General features: G+C 58.0%; 19 protein-coding genes and 7 pseudogenes. 14 read left to right on the forward strand and 12 right to left on the reverse strand.

What is annotated here, in order from left to right; all coding sequences use genetic code 11:
• Positions 1-219 (forward strand): hypothetical protein (locus tag NKJ73_RS32920; protein ID WP_352572542.1); only part of this gene is annotated, 219 nt, incomplete at its 5' end.
• A 74-nt stretch (positions 220-293) separates the two neighbouring features.
• Here NKJ73_RS32920 and NKJ73_RS32925 read toward each other — a convergent pair.
• The 3 genes and pseudogenes from NKJ73_RS32925 to NKJ73_RS32935 form a co-directional block, all read right to left on the reverse strand.
• Positions 294-572 (reverse strand): annotated as a pseudogene (locus NKJ73_RS32925) (2OG-Fe dioxygenase family protein); the annotation flags it as partial.
• The gene (locus NKJ73_RS32930) at positions 535-1,734 is read right to left on the reverse strand and encodes an IS256 family transposase (RefSeq protein ID WP_352572508.1); all 1,200 of its coding nucleotides are present in this window, start codon (positions 1,732-1,734) and stop codon (positions 535-537) included. The pseudogene NKJ73_RS32925 and the gene NKJ73_RS32930, both read right to left, overlap by 38 nt.
• Positions 1,735-2,303: 569 nt before the next feature.
• Positions 2,304-3,470: an IS110 family RNA-guided transposase gene (locus NKJ73_RS32935; protein ID WP_352572509.1), complete on the reverse strand. Its 1,167-nt coding sequence runs from the start codon at positions 3,468-3,470 to the stop codon at positions 2,304-2,306.
• Between the two features lie 298 nt (positions 3,471-3,768).
• On the opposite strand from NKJ73_RS32935, the pseudogene NKJ73_RS32940 reads away from it, so the two are divergent.
• A pseudogene (locus tag NKJ73_RS32940) lies at positions 3,769-4,350 on the forward strand (winged helix-turn-helix domain-containing protein); the annotation flags it as partial.
• Between the two features lie 60 nt (positions 4,351-4,410).
• Positions 4,411-5,107, forward strand: a pseudogene (locus NKJ73_RS32945) (IS6 family transposase).
• Positions 5,108-5,244: 137 nt separating this feature from the next.
• On the opposite strand, the gene NKJ73_RS32950 reads toward NKJ73_RS32945, so the two are convergent.
• Positions 5,245-5,931 carry a B3/B4 domain-containing protein gene (locus NKJ73_RS32950; protein ID WP_352572511.1) on the reverse strand — a complete coding sequence of 229 codons (687 nt, stop codon included), beginning with the start codon at positions 5,929-5,931 and terminating at the stop codon, positions 5,245-5,247.
• A gap of 42 nt (positions 5,932-5,973) precedes the next feature.
• Between NKJ73_RS32950 and NKJ73_RS32955 the strand changes: the two genes are divergently transcribed.
• The gene (locus NKJ73_RS32955) at positions 5,974-6,597 is read left to right on the forward strand and encodes a helix-turn-helix domain-containing protein (protein WP_352572513.1); all 624 of its coding nucleotides are present in this window, start codon (positions 5,974-5,976) and stop codon (positions 6,595-6,597) included.
• Positions 6,598-6,717: 120 nt separating this feature from the next.
• Here the strand turns inward: NKJ73_RS32955 and NKJ73_RS32960 are convergent, their stop codons facing one another.
• The 5 genes and pseudogenes from NKJ73_RS32960 to NKJ73_RS32980 form a co-directional block, all read right to left on the reverse strand.
• A complete protein-coding gene (locus tag NKJ73_RS32960; protein ID WP_352572515.1) occupies positions 6,718-7,380 on the reverse strand; it encodes a LysE family translocator in 663 nt (220 codons plus the stop codon).
• 10 nt (positions 7,381-7,390) lie between these two features.
• A pseudogene (locus NKJ73_RS32965) lies at positions 7,391-7,864 on the reverse strand (dihydrodipicolinate synthase family protein); the annotation flags it as partial.
• 125 nt (positions 7,865-7,989) lie between these two features.
• Positions 7,990-8,298 (reverse strand): annotated as a pseudogene (locus NKJ73_RS32970) (dihydrodipicolinate synthase family protein); the annotation flags it as partial.
• A 203-nt stretch (positions 8,299-8,501) separates the two neighbouring features.
• Positions 8,502-8,798, reverse strand: a complete 297-nt coding sequence (locus NKJ73_RS32975) for a M20/M25/M40 family metallo-hydrolase (RefSeq protein WP_352572518.1) — start codon at positions 8,796-8,798, stop codon at positions 8,502-8,504.
• 61 nt (positions 8,799-8,859) lie between these two features.
• Positions 8,860-9,561, reverse strand: a complete 702-nt coding sequence (locus NKJ73_RS32980) for an IS6 family transposase (RefSeq protein WP_352572520.1) — start codon at positions 9,559-9,561, stop codon at positions 8,860-8,862.
• Positions 9,562-9,693: 132 nt separating this feature from the next.
• Here NKJ73_RS32980 and NKJ73_RS32985 point away from each other — a divergent pair, with 132 nt between their 5' ends.
• From NKJ73_RS32985 to NKJ73_RS33015, 7 genes are all read left to right on the forward strand, one after another.
• On the forward strand, positions 9,694-10,044 hold the full coding sequence (locus NKJ73_RS32985; protein ID WP_352572522.1) for a hypothetical protein: 351 nt from the start codon (positions 9,694-9,696) through the stop codon (positions 10,042-10,044).
• Between the two features lie 95 nt (positions 10,045-10,139).
• A complete protein-coding gene (locus NKJ73_RS32990; protein WP_352572524.1) occupies positions 10,140-10,532 on the forward strand; it encodes a VOC family protein in 393 nt (130 codons plus the stop codon).
• Between the two features lie 514 nt (positions 10,533-11,046).
• Positions 11,047-11,904, forward strand: a complete 858-nt coding sequence (locus tag NKJ73_RS32995; RefSeq protein ID WP_352572526.1) for a di-heme oxidoredictase family protein — start codon at positions 11,047-11,049, stop codon at positions 11,902-11,904.
• Positions 11,905-11,990: 86 nt separating this feature from the next.
• The gene (locus tag NKJ73_RS33000) at positions 11,991-12,653 is read left to right on the forward strand and encodes a hypothetical protein (RefSeq protein WP_352572528.1); all 663 of its coding nucleotides are present in this window, start codon (positions 11,991-11,993) and stop codon (positions 12,651-12,653) included.
• A gap of 16 nt (positions 12,654-12,669) precedes the next feature.
• A complete protein-coding gene (locus NKJ73_RS33005; RefSeq protein ID WP_352572530.1) occupies positions 12,670-13,482 on the forward strand; it encodes a hypothetical protein in 813 nt (270 codons plus the stop codon).
• A 246-nt stretch (positions 13,483-13,728) separates the two neighbouring features.
• Positions 13,729-14,169 (forward strand): hypothetical protein, encoded by a 441-nt coding sequence (locus NKJ73_RS33010; RefSeq protein ID WP_352572532.1) that lies wholly within the window; start codon positions 13,729-13,731, stop codon positions 14,167-14,169.
• Positions 14,170-14,233: 64 nt separating this feature from the next.
• The gene (locus NKJ73_RS33015; protein ID WP_352572534.1) at positions 14,234-14,722 is read left to right on the forward strand and encodes a S41 family peptidase; all 489 of its coding nucleotides are present in this window, start codon (positions 14,234-14,236) and stop codon (positions 14,720-14,722) included.
• On the opposite strand, the gene NKJ73_RS33020 is transcribed toward NKJ73_RS33015, so the two are convergent.
• Positions 14,711-15,703, reverse strand: coding sequence for an IS481 family transposase (locus NKJ73_RS33020; RefSeq protein WP_352572536.1), 993 nt, complete (start codon positions 15,701-15,703; stop codon positions 14,711-14,713). The genes NKJ73_RS33015 and NKJ73_RS33020 overlap by 12 nt on opposite strands.
• On the opposite strand from NKJ73_RS33020, the gene NKJ73_RS33025 reads away from it, so the two are divergent.
• A complete protein-coding gene (locus tag NKJ73_RS33025) occupies positions 15,686-15,946 on the forward strand; it encodes a S41 family peptidase (RefSeq protein ID WP_352572538.1) in 261 nt (86 codons plus the stop codon). The two genes, NKJ73_RS33020 and NKJ73_RS33025, sit on opposite strands and share 18 nt — an antisense overlap.
• 136 nt (positions 15,947-16,082) lie before the next feature.
• Here the strand turns inward: NKJ73_RS33025 and NKJ73_RS33030 are convergent.
• Positions 16,083-16,403: pseudogene (locus NKJ73_RS33030) on the reverse strand (DDE-type integrase/transposase/recombinase); the annotation flags it as partial.
• Here NKJ73_RS33030 and NKJ73_RS33035 point away from each other — a divergent pair.
• Positions 16,403-17,092, forward strand: a pseudogene (locus tag NKJ73_RS33035) (YfbK domain-containing protein); the annotation flags it as partial. The pseudogenes NKJ73_RS33030 and NKJ73_RS33035 sit on opposite strands and share 1 nt — an antisense overlap.
• Positions 17,093-17,185: 93 nt before the next feature.
• Positions 17,186-17,428 (forward strand): recombinase family protein, encoded by a 243-nt coding sequence (locus tag NKJ73_RS34425; protein ID WP_023804241.1) that lies wholly within the window; start codon positions 17,186-17,188, stop codon positions 17,426-17,428.
• Positions 17,429-17,481: 53 nt separating this feature from the next.
• Here the strand turns inward: NKJ73_RS34425 and NKJ73_RS34430 are convergent, their stop codons facing one another.
• Positions 17,482-17,961, reverse strand: a complete 480-nt coding sequence (locus NKJ73_RS34430; protein WP_502905422.1) for a hypothetical protein — start codon at positions 17,959-17,961, stop codon at positions 17,482-17,484.
• Positions 17,962-18,127: the final 166 nt, after the last annotated feature.

Here is an 18,127-nt window from a genome sequence, read left to right on the forward strand (position 1 = left end):
CACGCCACTCATGAAGAGCGGCCCCTTTTCGCGGTTCGGACACCCATAGTCAACCCGGCAGCGTCTGGATTCCCGCTGTGCTCTTTCAGAGCGGCGATGCCGGGCATGTCGGCCGATCCTGCCCAGGATCGTGGGCCACTCTCGTCGGCCGAGTTGATGCTCCAGCAGTATAGCCTTGCCGACCAGCATGAGTTCGCCGTTAGCAATCCATCGTCGTGAGCTGATGCTATCGTGCACGTGTCGCAGCACTCCGGGCGGCTATATCGCCGAAGACAGCATGACGCGTAAGGGGCATGCGGCAGGAGCCGAAAAATTCCCTCCACCGCGTCATATTCAAACGCACCATAGCGCCGGTAGCGATAGGTCCGGCCGTCACGCATGTATTCATCAAGAAGCAGTCGATTCCAGTGGTCAGCAAAGTTCTTCCAGCCAGCATCAATTTCGATGCCGAAGCCGGCTTCGCTGGATCGTGTCCCAGGGAGTGGTGTAGCTGACGGCTTGGTCGCCGCGCTCTCCGGCATGGGGCCGGGATGATCAGCGTGCCACGGCTGGCAGGCTGATGAGAGGATCATCGCTCATTTGGCTGATGGTTTCCAGCGTCATGTATCTGGCGCGCTGGACGGCCCATTCATCATTCTGTTCAAGCAGCAACGCGCCGACGAGGCGGACGATGGCATCGTCATTGGGGAAGATGCCGACGACCTCGGTCCTGCGCTTGATCTCGCCGTTGAGGCGCTCGATCGGGTTGGTGCTATGCAGCTTGGCGCGGTGCTCCCTGGGGAAGGTCATGTAGGCCAGCACGTCGGGCTCGGCGTCGTCCATGATGGCGGCGAGCTTGGGCACCTTCGGCCGGATCTGGTCGGCAACGGCGCGCCATTGGGTGCTGGCGGCTTCCGGCGTCTCCTGGGCGAAGGCGGTGGCGATGAAGGCCGAGACGACGCGGCGACCGCTCTTGCCGGCATGCGCCAGCACATTGCGCATGAAATGAACCCGACAGCGTTGCCAGGTGGCGCACAGCACCTTCGAGACCGCCGCCTTGATGCCCTCATGGGCGTCGGAGACGACAAGCTTGACGCCGCGCAGGCCGCGGCGGGTCAGCTTGCGCAGGAACTCCGTCCAGATCGGCTCGGCCTCCGAGGTGCCGATCTCCATGCCGAGCACCTCGCGCCGGCCGTCGCTGTTGACGCCGACGGCGATGATGACGGCGACCGAGACGATGCGCCCGCCGCGGCGCACCTTCAGGTAGGTGGCGTCGATCCACAGGTATGGCCAGTCGCCCTCGATGGGTCTTTCAAGGAACGCTTTGACCTTGCCGTCGATCTCCTCGCACAACCGGCTGACCTGGCTCTTGGAGATGCCGCTCATCCCCATCGCCTTGACCAGGTCGTCGACCGAGCGCGTCGAGATGCCCTGGATGTAGGCCTCCTGGATGACGGCCGTCAGCGCCTTCTCCGCCATGCGCCGCGGTTCGAGGAAGCCCGGAAAGTAGGAGCCCTTCCTGAGTTTGGGGATGCGTAGCTCGACGGTGCCGGCCCGCGTCTCCCAGTCGCGCTCGCGGTAGCCGTTGCGCTGAGCCGTCCGCAGCGGGTTCTTCTCGCCATAGGCGGCGCCGGTGGCGGCGCCCACCTCCAGCTCCATCAGCCGCTCGGCGGCAAAGCCGATCATCTCGCGCAAGATATCGGCGTCGGGGGTCTTCTCCACGAGCGTGCGCAGGTTCATCATGTCGTCGGTCATCGGTGGTTCCTTCGAATCAGGTTGGTGTCAGCAACCCGACCTTACCGGGGAACATCGATGACCGCCGCAAAGCCGCTCGCTCGCTTGTATGGGCTAATCTTTGTCAAGGTGATCTTTCAGTCGTTCCGTCTCCTTGTTCAGCCGTGTGCGCCCATTTGTTCCTGCTTTGGCTCCGGGGTCCATTGGGGCGCCGCGCGCAGTGACGGTCAAGGGTGGGCCTTTGGCCATCGCGAAGCGACTTGCCCTTGATGGTCACGAGCACGGCGGCAGCGTTACATTGAGCCGGCAGGTGCTGTTTGTAGAGGTCTACAACTTCAAACCGAGGGGAGCTCGCCATCAGGCGCCCGTAAACGCGCCGCAAGCTTGTATGCGGTTGATCCTCGCGGATCAAAAACCATGATGCAGCCATACGCATCGGCGGCGAAGCTCCGGGCGGTGGGCCCATTCTACAGCGCGGCGTCGTAAGCCATGTGAGCGACCGGGATCACCACCACCTCGGATCGTTATTGGCAGACGCTATTGCAGCTGCCAAACTTCAATGCTCGTCCTGTCGAACGCTCCTCCATGCTTTATACCGGACGCAGGGCTACTCCCGTCGGGATCTCGCCGGTCGTGACAAGTCGCCAGAAGGCAATCAGTAGCTTGCGCGCCAAAGCCACGATCATTGTCTTGCGCGTACCGCCACGGCCATCGGCCGTTCTCGCGCAAAACCAGTGCGCCAGCGCGCTGTTCTTTTGGAATTGGAGGAACCGCCAAGCCAATAGGATCATGCCGTAGCGGACGCGAGCGTTGCCGGCCCTCGCAAGACCTTTCTCGCGCCTGCGTTGGCCGCTCTCATCCGGCGCCCCGGTAAGTCCGGCATAGCGGGCGACGGCTCGCCGATCACGCAGGCCGCGTGAGAGAATCTCATTCACCAGCATGTCCGCAGTCTCGATACCGACACCGATGATCCGCGCAAGAAGGCGAACCATCGCGAGCGGACCCTTCTCCGTGTCCGGAACCACCGAGAGCTGCCGCAACCGCTCCTGTTCGATCTCGTGGATTTGTTCACGCAACAGGTGAAGCCGTCCGAGATTACGGCGCAACTCGGCTCGGCTTCGTTCCGGTAGGGGCATACCTTCCGCCGTATGCAGAGCCTCCAGTTTCTCGGCAGCTTTGCGCAGATTGGGTTTGAAGGCGCGAATGCCGAAGCGAGCGAGGATTGCCTTGATGCGGTCGACGATCCGTGTACGTTCGCGGACGAGATTGTCTCGTTCACGGTTCGGACGGCGGGCCTCCTCCTCATTGATGGTTGGGATGGCTGCCATGCTGCAGTGGCGCTTCTCGCCCCGCAGCCAGCCAAGAAAGGCGCGCATCAGCAGTTCGGTATCGAGGCGATCGGTCTTGGCACGCCGATGTTCACGGGAAACCGCGACGCTCGATGGATGTATGACATAAGCTTCGACAGCGCGCGCCTGGAGCCAGCGCGCCAACCAAAAGCCGTCGCGTCCAGCCTCATAGGCGACAACGATGCGCCGGACTTCACGCCCGGCTTGGATGGCTTCGCTGCGCCAGCGGCGCAACAGCCTGAACACCGAATCCGGGTCGGCATCGAGCTTCTTGAGAGGGTTACGTTCAAAGCCAGGGACCGTCGCAGCAATGAGCCACTTTGTCTGGCTCATCTCAATCACTGCGACCAACGTGCTGTCCTGATCAAGGGCGGTAAGGGATTTGCTTGCATCAAAGGATGGTGACATGGGGCGCTCCTTAGGTAGCTGCTCAACAGCGTCGAGGGTGCCACACGCTCGCCGCCGCCCATAGCATCTACGGCGCTGTTGAGGGCGCGCTCGCGAGCGGCTTCGCTACCGCCGAGCTACACCACGTCTGGGGACGCGACCCTCTGGCTGCCAGACACACTCGTCGAACCTGATGAAAACCTGACTTGTACACCCAGCCCAAACCGGTGCGAGGGGTCGGTCTATTACCAAAGGCTCTGAGGGCTGATTCTCTAGGGTTCCCGCCTCGATTGATCCGTGACCCCTTGTTGCGAGGAGGATTCGGTGCGAGGTGAAAATACGGACGGACTATTCGGCTGCGGTGCTTCGGCGATTGGCGAAGGCGGCGAAGGACATCAACCAGCGCGGGCGGTGGTTGTCGCTGGCCGGGGTCATGGACGGGGATGAGCCGGGAAGATGCTGCACGGATCGGCGGCATGGACCGCGGGACTGGGTGCATCGCTTCAACGAGGATGGCCCTGACGGACTGAAGGATGCCTGGTATGGCCGACCCACCCCGCGCCTGTCGCCGGAACAGAAGGCCGAACTGGCGCAAATCGTCGAGACAGGACCGGACCTGGCGGTTGACGGCGTGGTGCGCTGGCGGCGCATCGATCTGCAGCGCGTCATCGCGGATCGTTTCGGTGTCACCTATCACGAGCGCTACGTGGGCAAGCTGCTGAAGGAACTCGGCTTCTCGCATATGAGCGCGCGCCCGCGCCATCCGGCGCAGGATGCCTGGATCGTGGAAGAGTTCAAAAAACTTCTGCGCACGCTAGACGCCCAGCTCGCCGACCTGCCGAAGGGCAAGCCCGTCGAGGTGTGGTTTCAAGATGAAGCCAGAATTGGCCAGAAGAACGGCGGGTTCTCGCAAACTTTTCATTTGCTGCATGACGCTTGCTCTTTTTTCCGGGAGTTTGTCATGTTCACAGGCCGCCATTTTGATCGATCCGTGATCCTACTGTGCGTTCGCTGGTATCTTGCCTACAATCTCAGCCTGCGCGATCTGGAAGAGATGATGGCCGAGCGCGGCATTCACGTCGACCATTCCACTGTCCACCGCTGGGTCGTGCATTTTTCGCCTCTGCTGCTTGAACGCTTCAACCGGCGCAAGCGCAGCGTCACTGGAAAATGGCACATGGACGAAACCTACATCAAGGTTCGAGGCCAATGGATGTATCTCTATCGTGCTATCGACAGCCTCGGCGATACGGTCGAATTCTTTTTCAGCGAAACCGTGACCTGCCGGCGGCCAAACGCTTCTTACGGAAGGCCCTGCAGCGCCATGGCAGGCCGGAACGTATCGCCATCGACGGCAGCCAGACCAATCACGAGGCCATCCGATCTTGCGAGCTTGAAAATCGCCTGCGGCATCGATCGCGACGAGCACTGAAGCCGATCAGAATCCGCAAGAGCCAGTATTTCAACAACCGCATCGAACAGGATCATAGGCGCATCAAGCGCCGCGTCCGGTCCATGCTCGGCTTCAAGTCAACCACAACCGCCAAATTATCCTCTCGGGCATCGAGATGGTTCATATGATGCGCAAACGACAGGCCAGGTTTGCCTACAATCCCACGCCCTCCATTGCCAAGCAGTTCGAAATGCTCGCCGCATGAGCGCCGCGTGACGCTCAACCTGCCCTTGCGACCTCAGCTGGAGTTTGCGACGGAACCTCATGCAGCAAATGACCTTTCCGAAAAGTTTGCGACAGAACCATATAACTGGACTGATCTATGTATTCAGCAGAGTAGGACTACACGATGCCGATCGTCTGCCGCTTGATCTCGCACTCCGGCGCAAGGCTCCTCAGGCCTCTCTCCAACATATCCCCCGCCTCCTCAAGCGCCTCCTCGGGCATGGTCCCCAAGCTTTCCAAAATGAACCACATGCGGCCGCCAATCGCGTCCAGCCGGGTCCGGGTTCCCTGTCGCCAGTTCCAGCGCCGGCACGTTACACCAACATCATCGCGCCAGATCACCTCGCCCTTCGACGGGCGTTCGATGATCGCCTCGCCGTTCATGGTCGTGTCGAACTGTTCGGTCCCGTCTGAAACCGACAAGCGCGGCACCCCGACATAGGCGTCAAAATTCTCGCCGCCGACCGGAATTGCAAAACGCAGGCTAACGGCATTGTAGAGATCGACGATCGGGTTGATGGAGGGAAGTCGTCCATCTCTCTCGACGCGTTTCTTCAATGCCTGGGCAGAGCAGGGTGTGCGGTTCGGCTTTGCGCCAAAACGGGTATAAACCTCCCCCCAGCTCGCCAAATGGGCCTCCGACCATTGCGGTCCGCCTGCACGCGCAAAATCACAGGCTTCTTCCAGGATGTCCCTTGCCATAGTGCCTTGCGTCGCAGCGTTGGCATCGACGATTATGCTGACCGCCCGGAAATCCGGGGCAATCGGGGCAATCTCTTTTTCGATGATCGGAAATTCCAACATGCCACTAGCTCTCACTGACCAATTTAGTCTATAATAACGACCATGGAAAAGAAAGTCAATATATCGACCGAGACGGTAGCCGATGTTGAACGCGTCAGCGCCACGGTGTCTCAAAACATGAAATTATTCCGTCGCCAGAACGGCTTGACCCTCGACGAGCTCTCCAGAAAATCCGGTGTGAGCAAAGGCATGCTCGTTGAAATCGAAAAAGGTTCGGCCAATCCGAGTATCGCCACGCTTTGCAGGGCCGCCACGGCGCTTGGCGTATCGGTCGCCGATTTCGTCGGTCTCGCGTCGAGTGTGCCGGTTCGAATTGTTCTTCCGGAGGACGCCTCGACGCTGTGGCATGGTCCAAAGGGGGGAACCGCGACGCTGATGGTCGGTACGCATGGGCCTGACGAGATCGAGCTTTGGCGCTGGACGATCTTTCCCGGTGAAATCTTCGAGTCGCCCGGCCATTCACCAGGAACGCTTGAGCTTCTGAACGTGGAAATTGGTGAGCTGACCTTGCGGCTCGACGAGAGTGAACATGTGCTCCAGGCAGGGTCGTCGGTTCTGGCCCGCACGGAAGACAGGCACGCCTACCTGAATTGCGGAAACAGCGAGTTGCGGTTTGTGATGGCGGTGGCAGAGCTGCAAAGACCGCGTGTAAGGACAAGCCTCTAGACGCGTCCGATAGCGGGCAAAGCGTTACGTGTCATCTTCGCTCCAGACGGGTCTATGCATGGGTGCGATAGACCCCGGAGTGATGGGGGCAATCCCGGTCGCGCTTGGCCGGGTGGCCCATCAAGACAAGATCCATGGTCCGATAGTGGCATAAATCAGCCGAACGCCTGCGATGACAAAAAAGGCTGCGAGAACGCCGTCGATCCATCGCTGCGCTTTCTGATAGACACGCGAAACCGATGGGAGCGAAAACACGATCGCGTATCCCCCGAAAATCACCACGGCCAGAAACGCACACCCCAGCATGATGACAAAGGGCATGTAGGCGGGCGTACCCGGCTGCAACCCGAGAGAAATTGTTGCAATCCAGCCCATGATGGCCTTCGGATTGGCGATATGCAGGGCGATCCCGCGCCGATAGATCTTGCCCAACTCCGTGCGGGACAGCGCCGCCTCCGGCGGTGCAGAAAGGTCTTTTCCGGCAAGCGCGGAGCCGGCAAACCGTGCACTGAGATAGAACAGATAGCAGCCTCCGATGAACTGCATGACATTGAGAGCACTCGGCCAGGCTTTCAATACCGTTGCAACGCCGGTCGAGGCGAGCACTGCCCACATCCAGGAGACAGAGACGACGCCGGCAGCCAGTGCAAGCGCTGCGACACGGCCCCGGCTCATGGCAGTATTCATGATGGCAAGATTGCTCGGCCCTGGACTGGATGCGGCCAGAATGTAGGCCGAGAACGCCATTATCAGGGGAGTGCCCACCGAGGGATCGATGATCATGGCTATCTGCTCATCTGGATAGGCTGATCACATCGGCTGGAAGCTGCTTTAGCACTGCCAAAACCTCTGACCGCGCGTCCTCGGAAAGTGACCTGATGGGCAGGGGAGGTGAAGCATGGCAGATCTCCAATGCCTCCGCCAAAGCATAGACAACCCGCAGGCTGGAATACCGTTTAAACAGAGCCCAGAGCGGCTCGAGGCTGGCATTGATCCTACGTGCCTCGGCCGCGTCGCCCCTTTGTGCAGCTCTGACGATCTTCAAACAGGCATCGGGAAGAAGTCCGCCAATGACACTGTACCAGGTATCGGCACCTGCAATCATCGCCTCGGTGCACTGCGCGTCTCCACTGTAGCCGATCGAAAAGCCGTCTGGCACCTGTGAGCGCTGGTCCTCCAGATGGCGCTGGGTTTCAGCCGGGCCAAAACCGGGGTTTTTGATGGCGACGATCCCGGGCACCCGAGACAGCCTTTCGACCAAGGCGGATGAGAACCGGAAATGCGTTGTTCCGGGATTGTCATAGATGCAAATCGGCAAACCGGATTCCAATGCGTTTGGAAATGCTCGAACACTTCATCCTCGGTCAGAGGTGCGTACGACACTGCAGACAGCAAGCCGGCTGTCGCACCGATCGCTTTGGCATCCTTGGCATGTTGCACGGCTTCGTCCGTCCTCAGCGCTCCAATCCCGACCAACAAGGGAATATCAGCACCGACTTTATCGACGGCCACCTCAATTGCGTATTGGCGCTGTTGGCGCGACAGGAACATGTAACTGCCCGTGCTTCCCAACAGGCCGATAGAATCGACCTTTGCCTCCATCAAGCGCGCAAGAAGTTTTTCCAATGCGGGCTCATCGATATTACCGCCGCGATCAGCGGGGGTGATGGGAAAAGCGGACAAGCCGCGCAGGAACGTCATTGTGTCTCCAACTCTTTGGCCGATGAACTGTAAGCCGACGGTCCGGCATTGATGTCATTTACATTGCCGACTGGCCTTGGATATAGCGCCAGTTCTCGTCAATGTTGCCAGTCCAGGTAGCTTTTGGCGATGCGAGGTCCGGCCTCGCAAAGGGGGAGGCGCGGGACTGTTAAGTCTTTTCCGACTTGGAATTCACGCTAACGTCATGCGAAATGATCTCTTGCAAGATTGTAGAAAAAAGCGGCGCCACGTACGAGGATGTCATCGTTGAAGTCATACGTCGTCGAGTGCAGCCCGGAACTGTCACCGTTCCCGATGAGCACATAGGCACCGGGGACCTTGTTCAGCATGAACGAGGAATCTTCGCTGAACATCATTGGTACAGCAAGTTGGGAAACCGCTCCCTCGCCAAAATGGCGCTTGATGGACGCGACTGCGACCTGGACGGCAGCGTCATCGTTGATCGTTGCGGGGTACCCGACCTCCGAGGTGAACGACACCTGTGGGCATCGTAAACTTAAAGAGCGCGAGGCGGTCGTAGCCCGCTTGCCCCACGGCGGTTCAAGCCCGCGCGATTTTTGCCCAGAGGTTCATTGCCTCTGAACGCAGTTCGCGATGATGGCTGGAGGAGATTTCGTGGCGGGGGATGTGGAACAGGTTGGCAATCGGATCATGGATGGAGACGAAGCGCTGCAAATGGCGTTGTGACTTGAAGCGTTTCATGATCCGTTCCCGTCGCCGGACTGGCTGATGGGAATTCTCCGCCCGATTGTTCAAGCCTTTATGCGAACGGTGTTCGACCCCCGGCATGATCTCTCGCTTTGCAGCGTCGTAAGACCGAAGCTTGTCGGTGATCATCACGCGCGGCGCGCGGCCTTGGCCCTTCAACAGCTTGCGCATCAGACGCTTGGCGGCCTTGGCATTGCGACGACTTTGCACCAGAACCTCCAGGACGAAACCGTCCTGATCGACGGCGCGCCAGAGCCAGTGCTTCTTGCCGCGGATCGAAACGACGGCCTCGTCGAGATGCCACTTGTCATCCAGCCGACCCGCTGAGCGGCGGCGGATCTCGCTGGCAAAGGTCCGCCCGAATTTCTCTGCCCAAAGCCGGACCGTCTGATGCGAGACAATAATCCCTCGTGCCGCCAGCAAGTCCTCGACCATTCGCAAACTGAGAGGAAAACGGAAATAGAGCCAGACAGCATGGGCGATGATCTCGGCGGGGAAGCGATGGCGGCGGTAGAGTGGGTCACGCTCTGTCATAGCCCGTCATCGCACATCGGTATCCACGCTTCTTAAGTTGACGATGCCATCCGGCCTGTGCCGTGGGAGCACGTCATTGCGAACAACAAGCTCTCGCAAGCTGTGCAGAATACCGAGACATCGAACCCCGGCATGTCGACGTCGCATTTCCAATATAGCGCGCTCATCAACACTCCAATTCGAGCGACGGCATATAAGGAATATGATGAAGGCAACGGCAATGCCCGGCTTGTCGTTGCGGTCTCCACCGACACCGGCATGAATTTCACCAATCATGTGAGCTCTACCGCCGACGAATTGGCCAAGCAGGGGGTGCAGGCGTTTGGCGAGGAGGCCATCTTCTCGTCAAGTCAATGTCTCTTTGAAGACCGGAACGGCGATGTCTATCTCGACCTTTTCGTATCGCAGGGCGGCGATACACACTATGCTCGCGTGCCAATAGGCGTGAACGCGAGCCAATACAGAGGATCAGGCCGTTCGTAAGAACTGCAACCGAGAGCGCGACCCGACAGGGTCGCACTCTGCCTTTGATTGAGCAACCCTTGGTAGTTCTGCTTAATTCCTGCGAGAGGTAACGAATGCTGCATCATATCGAAATCTATGTTTCAAACATCGATGCTTCGTATGCGTTTTGGGAAACGATTCTGGCGAGAATCGGTTATAAAGAAACGTCCGCGTGGGACGATGGATTTACCCTTCGAAGAAAACGGGAAGCTTATCTGACATTCGTACAGGTGTCCGATAAATACAAGAATCATAAATATCATAGAAGCGGGGTCGGCCTGAATCATATTGCTTTCAAAATCGAAGAGCGATCAGAAGTAGACTCGATGCGACAGTACTGCATCGAAAATTCTATCCCCATGTTATATGATGATCGATACCCATTCGCCAGCGGTATCAAAGATTATTATGCCCTGTTTGTAGAGGATCCGGATCGAATAAAGATTGAATTTGTTGCAGGCCACTGACCTGGTAATTTCACAATGTCCTCCCGTGTTAACGCCGGCGCGTGAGAAGGCGCAGTGGGGCCATGCGATTTCCTTCTAGATCCATCAAAAATGTCGTCGCTTGTTCACTCGTTTTTCTAGCGCTTGCTCCCTTGGTCTCATTCGCGGGTGACGACTGGTACGACGCGAAGAAGACCGGTGGGGCGCTGACCGTATATTCATTCGGGGAGTCGCCCTACAATCATGCCGCTCCTTTCCTCGAGCTCGAGGAGCGGCGCGTCTTCTCCAATGGTGCGCTTGCCTTCAGGAATAGCCTCCGATCGACGGGCTTTCGAGCGTCGAAAGCGGCCCGCCTATCGAAGCTGATTACAATGCCCGTTCCTGCGAAAGCTGCCATCCGAGCGACGGCCGAGGGATTTCGCACACAGAGGCGTTCGATTCGACTGGCTTTTCGGTCAAGGCATCAAGCCATCACTCTGTCCCGCCGGTATTCCGAAACATACTCGTCCCAAGCGTTTCCCAGAAACTTCAAGGCGTGGAATGGGAAACGAAGCAACGGATCACGCTAGGGGGCCAGCTCGTCGAGCTCGTTGCACCTGTAGCAATTGTCGATAGCGAGAAAAGACTTGTCGATCTGCGCAATGCGCCAGGAGTCTACGGTTTAGGCTTGCTCGAAGCGATTTCCGACGACGAGATTAGAAAAGCAGCTGAAAAACAAGAATTCTCGGCATTCGGTGTGAGAGGCATCGTCGGGACGGCATGCGAGCAGCGGGCCAGCAAATCTTGTGACAAAGTCGGCCGTTTCGGATGGAAGGGAACTGTTTCCAATCTGAATATGCAGACGCGCTCGGCTCTCGCCGGTGAGCTTAGCATTCATCAACCTATCCCCAAAGAGACCGCACCTAACGCCCGATCGGAATATGATCGATTGGTGACGAACCTTGCCGAATACCTCAAAGTGCTGGCCGTGCCGGCGCGACGGCTCGACAACGCAAATGAGCATGCGCGAGGCGCACGCTTATTCGAGGAAGCGGGCTGCGCCATGTGCCACAGGCCGTCTTGGCAAACAAGCTCGCGGGAAGACACGGACAAGCGGGTTCGTGGTCAGCGAATTTATCCGTTCACCGACATGCTGCTCCATGACATGGGTGAAGCTCTTGCGGACAGTAATGATGACGGCCTCAGCCGATATTGGCGAACGCCCGCTCTTTGGGGCATCGGCATGCAAGGCACTGTCTCGGAGAAAGTCGGCTACCTGCACGATGGACGGGCGCGCAATTTCTTGGAGGCAACCCTTTGGCATGGCGGAGAGGCGACCTATTCCGTGTCCCGCTTCAAGGACCTCCCCAAGGACGACAGGGACCGGCTGGTGGCGTTCCTGTCGTCATTGTGAGGTCCGCAGCCAGCGGAAGGTGTGGAGCGGTTCCCAATCGCAACTGCGGAAAGCATGCGACCAATATCGAAGTGTGGAGCTAGATCGTGCGCAATCTCAATTATGACTTCCAGTTTCGAAAAGCATGGAAGTCCTTGGCGACGATCATCGGAGTATTTATACTTTCGGTTTTTTCCGCGAAGGTGTGTCTAGCGCAGGAGGCTCCATATTTTGCCCAAAATCCATCAGGGTATGGTTCCAGCCTTGTCTTTGAATTCAATGGCCGCATTTGGCTCCAGGAACGGGGGAAGTTCGCGCGCCGAATAACTGGTGGCCATACTGACGAAACGTCGCCAATGCGTTCCCCGGATGGAAAGCATGTCGCATTTTCCGCATTGGAGGGCCGATCATCGGAGATTTTCTTTGCCGCACCGGCCACGGGGGAAATCGTCCGTCTGACCTATGACGGCGGCCTCGATGCAAAGGTAGAGGGATGGCTTGGCAACTCCCAAGTGCTCTACTCAACGACGATAAAATCGAAGAAACGCGGGCCGCTGCTTTTCATCGTCGATATCGCGACACGTAGGGTGAGACCTGTTCCATTGGCAGAGGCCTCAGAGGGATGTCTTTTCAATGGAAGCGTCATATTCGTCAAAAACGAGAAGCTCATCGACAATAACAGGCTGTATCGTGGGGGGGTATGCGCAATCGATATTCCGAATCTCGGCCGATATCCTTGCCGACATCGCGCCCGGCGCTGTAACTCCTAGAATCCAAGCGGTTCCGTTGACCTCCTCCTACTCGGGAATAAGCCGTCAGCCGCTATGTGCGCTCAATCGTATCTATTTTCTGTCTGACCGCAGCGGCCGCTTCAACCTATGGTCCATAGACCTAAACGGCGCGAATCTAAAGCAGCACACGTTTGAAAGTGTCTACGACATCGGTTCGATTTCGTTGCTGGGCGACGGGTCAATCCTGTACCAGCAACTGGGCGACGTCTATTCTTTCGACCCGACGAGCGGCAAGACTGAGAAGGTTGAGATACGTCTGCCTCCGCATGCGGTCAGCACCGTCGAATTGATGACGTTCAATACGAACGACGCGACCGAGCTGCAGCTGTCCAACGACGCGAAACGTGCAGTGATCGTATTGCGGGGGAATTTGTGGTCAGTCGACGTCGCCGCCAAAACGGCGTCGTGCCTGGAATGCAGCCCAGCTGCCCGGGTGAAATCGGTGCGTCTTGCAGCCGGGGACAATCTCTTTGCACTATCGGACATGAGCGGAGAAGACACAATTTATCGATTTGACCTCCGCAGTGGGGACGCGAAGGAAGTCCACAATGATATTGTGGAGCCACTTGAAGATATTTCGGTGTCGCCGGATGGTTCGATCATGATCGCCATCACGATCTCCGGAAAGTTGTACCGGCTTGACTCTCAAACGGGCCGCGCAGCGATCATAGATGTCGCCTCAAAAACCATGCCGCGATGGTTAAGCTGGGCTGCGAACAGCATGAAAATGGCATTTGTGACCTACACGCCGCAAGACATCGGCCGTGTGTCCATATTTATGTTGGCTGCAATACCGTCACTCACGTAACAAGCGGTCGGTATGAGTCCTATTTTCCGGCTTTTTCTTCAGACGGTAGGAAGCTCTACTTCATTTCGGAAACAAATTTCCGTTCGACGGTAACCGATCCTTGGGCACCAAGAAACTACTGGCCGGACTATCAACACCGCGGCCTTATCTATTCGATCGATTTGGACAGGGTTGGTGATTCCAGTGCCGGTCTCAAGACATCTACGGCGCAGAACAGCTCTTGGTCCGAGTGCGCCGAACCTGGCCGTGAAAATCGACAAATCGGTTGAGCGTGTTCAGATGTTCAATGAGATGTGGCGGCTTTACCGGGATTATTTCTGGGATCCCAAAATGAACGGGAAGAATTGGGAAGATGCCCGGCGCAAATACATCGGATTCTTGTCAAGGGTGTCGAACCGAACCGAGTTCAACGAGGTAGCATCCGCGATGGTTGCCGAGCTCGGCGTAGGCCATACATCGATGCGCTCACCGATTGATTTCCCGGACAAGCAGCGCGGCCTAGGAAGATTGGGAGGGGCTTTTTCCGATGGCGACGGCGATGGCGTGATGGTCGTAGAAGTCTATGACGGCGATATCGACCTGGCGGAAGACAGATCGCCATTGAGCTTGGCCAATCCGCCGATAGTCCCCCGGGGACCAAATTACGCAGATCAACGGCGCACGCGTTCGCAACCAAAGCTCTTTTGATGAACTTCTCGATGGGCAGGAGGGACAAACGCTATCGATAACAGTCAGCAAAGCGGATGGTCGCGTGCTGCACAATGCGGTGAAAACGATCAGCCCAACCGAAGAGGCATTTTTGCGCTACAGGCATTGGACCTCTTCAAATCAGGAGATGGTGGACAAATTAAGCGGCAGAAAGGTCGGTTATCTGCACCTCTATGCATCCTATGAAAGGGATTCGGCAACTATCGTACAGCAATATCCATCCATGCAAGGTAGAAAAGGCATAATAATCGATGTTCGCGGAAATAATGGCGGGAACATGGATGCGTGGATATTGAATTTTCTACAACGAAAGACGTGGATGTACTTAAATGGTCGCTACGACAGCGTTCTATTTAAGAATCCAAGGGATTCTTTCGAAGGAAAATTTGTTGTTTTGGTCGATGGTGACACATACTCCAATGGCGAATTGATCGCTGAAGGCGTGCGGCGTATGGGTTTAGGCGTTCTGATTGGCACGCGAACGTCAGGAGCAGGCATTTGGGTCAATAGCGGCAGAACCCTAGTTGTTTGATCCCGGCATTTGCTGGAGCGGATTGAGTTTGAATCGTTCCGGTTGTGACGCCCACGCCTTGCAGATGAACTCGTAGGGCGTGAGACCTTTGAGGGTTTTGAGTCTGCGAGCGAAGTTGTAGGCGGCAACGAAGTCGGCGAGATGGGTGCGGAGCTGGTCATGGCTCTCGTAGTAGAAGCGCTTAACGGTGGCATCCTTGATGGTCCGGTTCATTCTCTCGACCTGGCCGTTGGTCCACGGATGCCTTGCTTTGGTCGTGCGGTGCTCGATGTCGTTCCTGGCGCAGGCGTATTCGAAGGCGTGAGCGCGGAAGATCTCGCCCTTGGCGATTGCCTCCTTGATCAGCGCCACCGCCGAGCCACCGGCGCCGGGGGTGGTGAACTGGATGCCGTTGTCGGTGAGCACGGTATGGATCTTGTAGGGGACGGCCGCGATCAGCCGGAGCAGGAACTCTTTAGAGACGGCGGTGGGGGCTTTCTCGTGCAACTCGACGAAAGCGAACTTCGAGGTGCGGTCGATGGCGACGAACATGTGCAGCTTGCCCTGCTCGGTCCTGACCTCGGCAATGTCGATATGGAAATAGCCGATCGGGTAGCTCTTGAATTTCCTCTTCGCCGGTTTGTCGCCCTCGGTATCCGGCAACCGGCTGATGCCATGGCGTTGCAGGCAGCGATGCAATGAAGATCGCGTCAGGCACGGGATGGTGGCCTGAAGCGCATAGAGGCAGTCGTCGAGCGGCAGCAGCGTATAGCGCCGGAAGGCGACGATGACGGCCTCCTCCTCGGGCGAGAGTACCGTCGATCTCGGTTCCTTAGGACCCGTCGGCAGATCGGCGACCGAAGCTCGCCCCTTCCACTTCGCCACCGTCTTCTGGTTGATCCCGTGGCGCTTGGCCAGCGTCCTCAGGCTCTCTTGACTATGCTGTATCGCTCGACGGACCGCCTCTGTCGTTGTGGCGCTCCCATGAAGAACCTGGCCCATAGCGCATCCTTTGATTCGGACGACAAGGATGCCCCATCAAAGCCCGGGATCAAACACCTAGTTGACGGCGGCCCGGTCCGGATTCCTGAATCGGGTTCCTACGTCAAGGAAAACGGGGTTTCTCGATGGCTTATTGAGGGCGAGGGTATCAGACCCGACATATACGTCGAGAATGACCCTTATCTGTTTTATCATGGCTACGATAAGCAGCTGCGTGCCGCTGTCGACTATCTCATGCACTGACGTCGTACTGCTGCCGACCAGCGATGAGAAAGAGGACGACCAAGACGATGACTCCGAGCCGGAGCCGGTGGAGGATGCCGATTGGTTTTGTTGCAACGGCTGAATAGGGGCGCAGAGAGGCCTGATGCGAGGTCAATCAGGCGGCGAGGATTTCGAACTGCTCGGCCAGGGACGGATTCGGATTGAAGGCGTACCTCGCCTGTCGCTTGCGCATCATATGGATCATTTCGATGCCGGAAAGGATGGTGGAGGCGGTGGCCGTCGATTTGAAGCCGAGCATCGGCCGGACCCGGCGCTTGATGCGCCGATGGTCCTGCTCGATCCGATTGTTCAAATACTGGCTCCGGCGGATGCGGATCGGCTTCAGCCGGCGTCGGGTGCGATCCTGCAAGCGATTTGTGGTGTCGCAGGAAACGATCGCCTCGTGGTTGGTCTGGCTCCCGTCGATGACGACGCGGCCGCGGCAATCTGAACGACCAGATGATGCAGACGATCGCCCAGAACGGCAACGGCACCGCGGCCTATATCGACACGCTTGCCGAAGCGGAAAAGGTGCTGGTCGAGGATGCCTCCTCGACGCTGTTCACCATCGCCAAGGACGTCAGGATCCAGGTCGAGTTCAACCCGGACAAGGTCTCGGAATAGCGGCTGATCGGCTACGAGACCCGGGCGCTGAACCGCGAGGATTTCAACAACGACCGCGTCGATGCCGGCGATATCGGCTCGGGCCACTCGGTCACCGCGATCTATGAGATCACGCCCAAGGGCAGCGGTGGCGAGCAGATCGATCCGCTGCGCTATCGCCAGGCGGCGGTGGACAATGGCGGCGTCGCCAATGCGGATGAATATGCCTTCGTCAAGATCCGCTACAAGCTGCCGAACGAGGACGTCTCGAAGCTGATCACCACACCGCTGACATCGGCCAGCGAGGTTGCGTCCTTCGACCAGGCCAGCATCGACCAGCGTTTCTCGGTCGCGGTCGCGGCCTTCGGCCAGAAGCTGCGCGACGAGGATGCGACCGCGAAGTTCGGTTACGACAAGATCATGGAGATCGCCACTGCCGCTCGAGGAGCCGGCCCGTTTGGGTACAGGTCCGAGTTCCTCTCGCTTGTGCGCCTTGCCTCGGCGCTCGGCGGCAACCGGTAGTGGTGATGACGGCCGGGTTCCTTCAGATGGGATCGTTCTGACAGGGGAAACCGACCCCACGGGCGGGTGAGGCGAGGGGTTCATTCCAGGGATATGCACGTTGCTCGTGTTTATCTGCGGGTCAGTACGCAAGGGCAGGATCTTGATCGCCAGGAATCGATCATCGTTGAGGCGAGGGATGCCGGGTACTACATCGCCGGCGTCTACCGCGAGAAGGCATCCGGCGCTCGCGCCGACCGGCCGGAGCTGCTTCGTCTAATCGCGGACCTTCAGCCGGGGGAGGTTGTCGTTGCGGAGAAGATAGACCGCATCAGTCGCTGGCCGCGATGTCGCTAAGATCCACAACACCAGGTACGGCAAGACAGCACCCTTATTCCGAATTGTTTCGATCAGCTTTTCAGCTTCAGGCAAAGACAGACGCCGACGGCGTTGCCAAGATCGTGCTCGAGTCCATTCAGGAAATGTTGCTGAAGCTCGCCCTGCAAATGGCTCGGGACGACTTCGAGGATCGCCGCGAACGCCAGAGGCAAGGCATCGAATTGGCAAAGGCGGGCGGGAAATATGCCGGACCAAGCTGACTGATGACACACGAACGCATTATTGTCTTCCGGTCTGGCGGCAACAGTATCGGCAGGACGGCAAAGCTGACCGGCTGCAGCGAAGCGCAGGTGAAGCGCGTCTGGGCTCGACATCAGTAGGAAAGCGGGAAGCAGGAAATGTTGTCGCAAAAGTTGAGTTCTGCGACGGTGCAAAAGTCGCAAAATCGTCGCGACAAAGGCTCGGCAGCTCCCCGAAGTAGCCATTTCAGATTGCTTGCAGGCGCGGATAAAGTCCTTTATGCATTGGCACATGATCAAGTCCGCGCTCATCGCTGCAATCTATTATGCGACGCTTCCATAAGGAGCGGCGCGTTTCGATCATGCCTTGAAACAAGCCGCCGTCAGGCGGCTTTGTTCATTGAGAGGACCCCCTGGCGGCAATACCAGGAGGATTCCCTATGGCACTTCCCGATTTATCAACCGGTCATTCCGAACC

Origin of the sequence: Mesorhizobium sp. M0074 (assembly GCF_040322975.1) — a bacterium.
Taxonomy (GTDB): Bacteria; Pseudomonadota; Alphaproteobacteria; order Rhizobiales; family Rhizobiaceae; genus Mesorhizobium.

Excerpts from the sequence above, each read along its gene's own strand:
- NKJ73_RS32930 (WP_352572508.1), bottom strand. The coding sequence starts at position 1,734 with ATGACCGACGACATGATGAACCTGCGCACGCTCGTGGAGAAGACCCCC.
- NKJ73_RS32935 (WP_352572509.1), bottom strand. The coding sequence starts at position 3,470 with ATGTCACCATCCTTTGATGCAAGCAAATCCCTTACCGCCCTTGATCAG.
- NKJ73_RS32950 (WP_352572511.1), bottom strand. The coding sequence starts at position 5,931 with ATGTTGGAATTTCCGATCATCGAAAAAGAGATTGCCCCGATTGCCCCG.
- NKJ73_RS32955 (WP_352572513.1), top strand. The coding sequence starts at position 5,974 with ATGGAAAAGAAAGTCAATATATCGACCGAGACGGTAGCCGATGTTGAA.
- NKJ73_RS32960 (WP_352572515.1), bottom strand. The coding sequence starts at position 7,380 with ATGATCATCGATCCCTCGGTGGGCACTCCCCTGATAATGGCGTTCTCG.
- NKJ73_RS32980 (WP_352572520.1), bottom strand. The coding sequence starts at position 9,561 with ATGACAGAGCGTGACCCACTCTACCGCCGCCATCGCTTCCCCGCCGAG.
- NKJ73_RS32985 (WP_352572522.1), top strand. The coding sequence starts at position 9,694 with ATGTCGACGTCGCATTTCCAATATAGCGCGCTCATCAACACTCCAATT.
- NKJ73_RS32990 (WP_352572524.1), top strand. The coding sequence starts at position 10,140 with ATGCTGCATCATATCGAAATCTATGTTTCAAACATCGATGCTTCGTAT.
- NKJ73_RS33025 (WP_352572538.1), top strand. The coding sequence starts at position 15,686 with ATGAAGAACCTGGCCCATAGCGCATCCTTTGATTCGGACGACAAGGAT.
- NKJ73_RS33020 (WP_352572536.1), bottom strand. The coding sequence starts at position 15,703 with ATGGGCCAGGTTCTTCATGGGAGCGCCACAACGACAGAGGCGGTCCGT.
- NKJ73_RS34425 (WP_023804241.1), top strand. The coding sequence starts at position 17,186 with ATGCACGTTGCTCGTGTTTATCTGCGGGTCAGTACGCAAGGGCAGGAT.
- NKJ73_RS34430 (WP_502905422.1), bottom strand. The coding sequence starts at position 17,961 with ATGAGCGCGGACTTGATCATGTGCCAATGCATAAAGGACTTTATCCGC.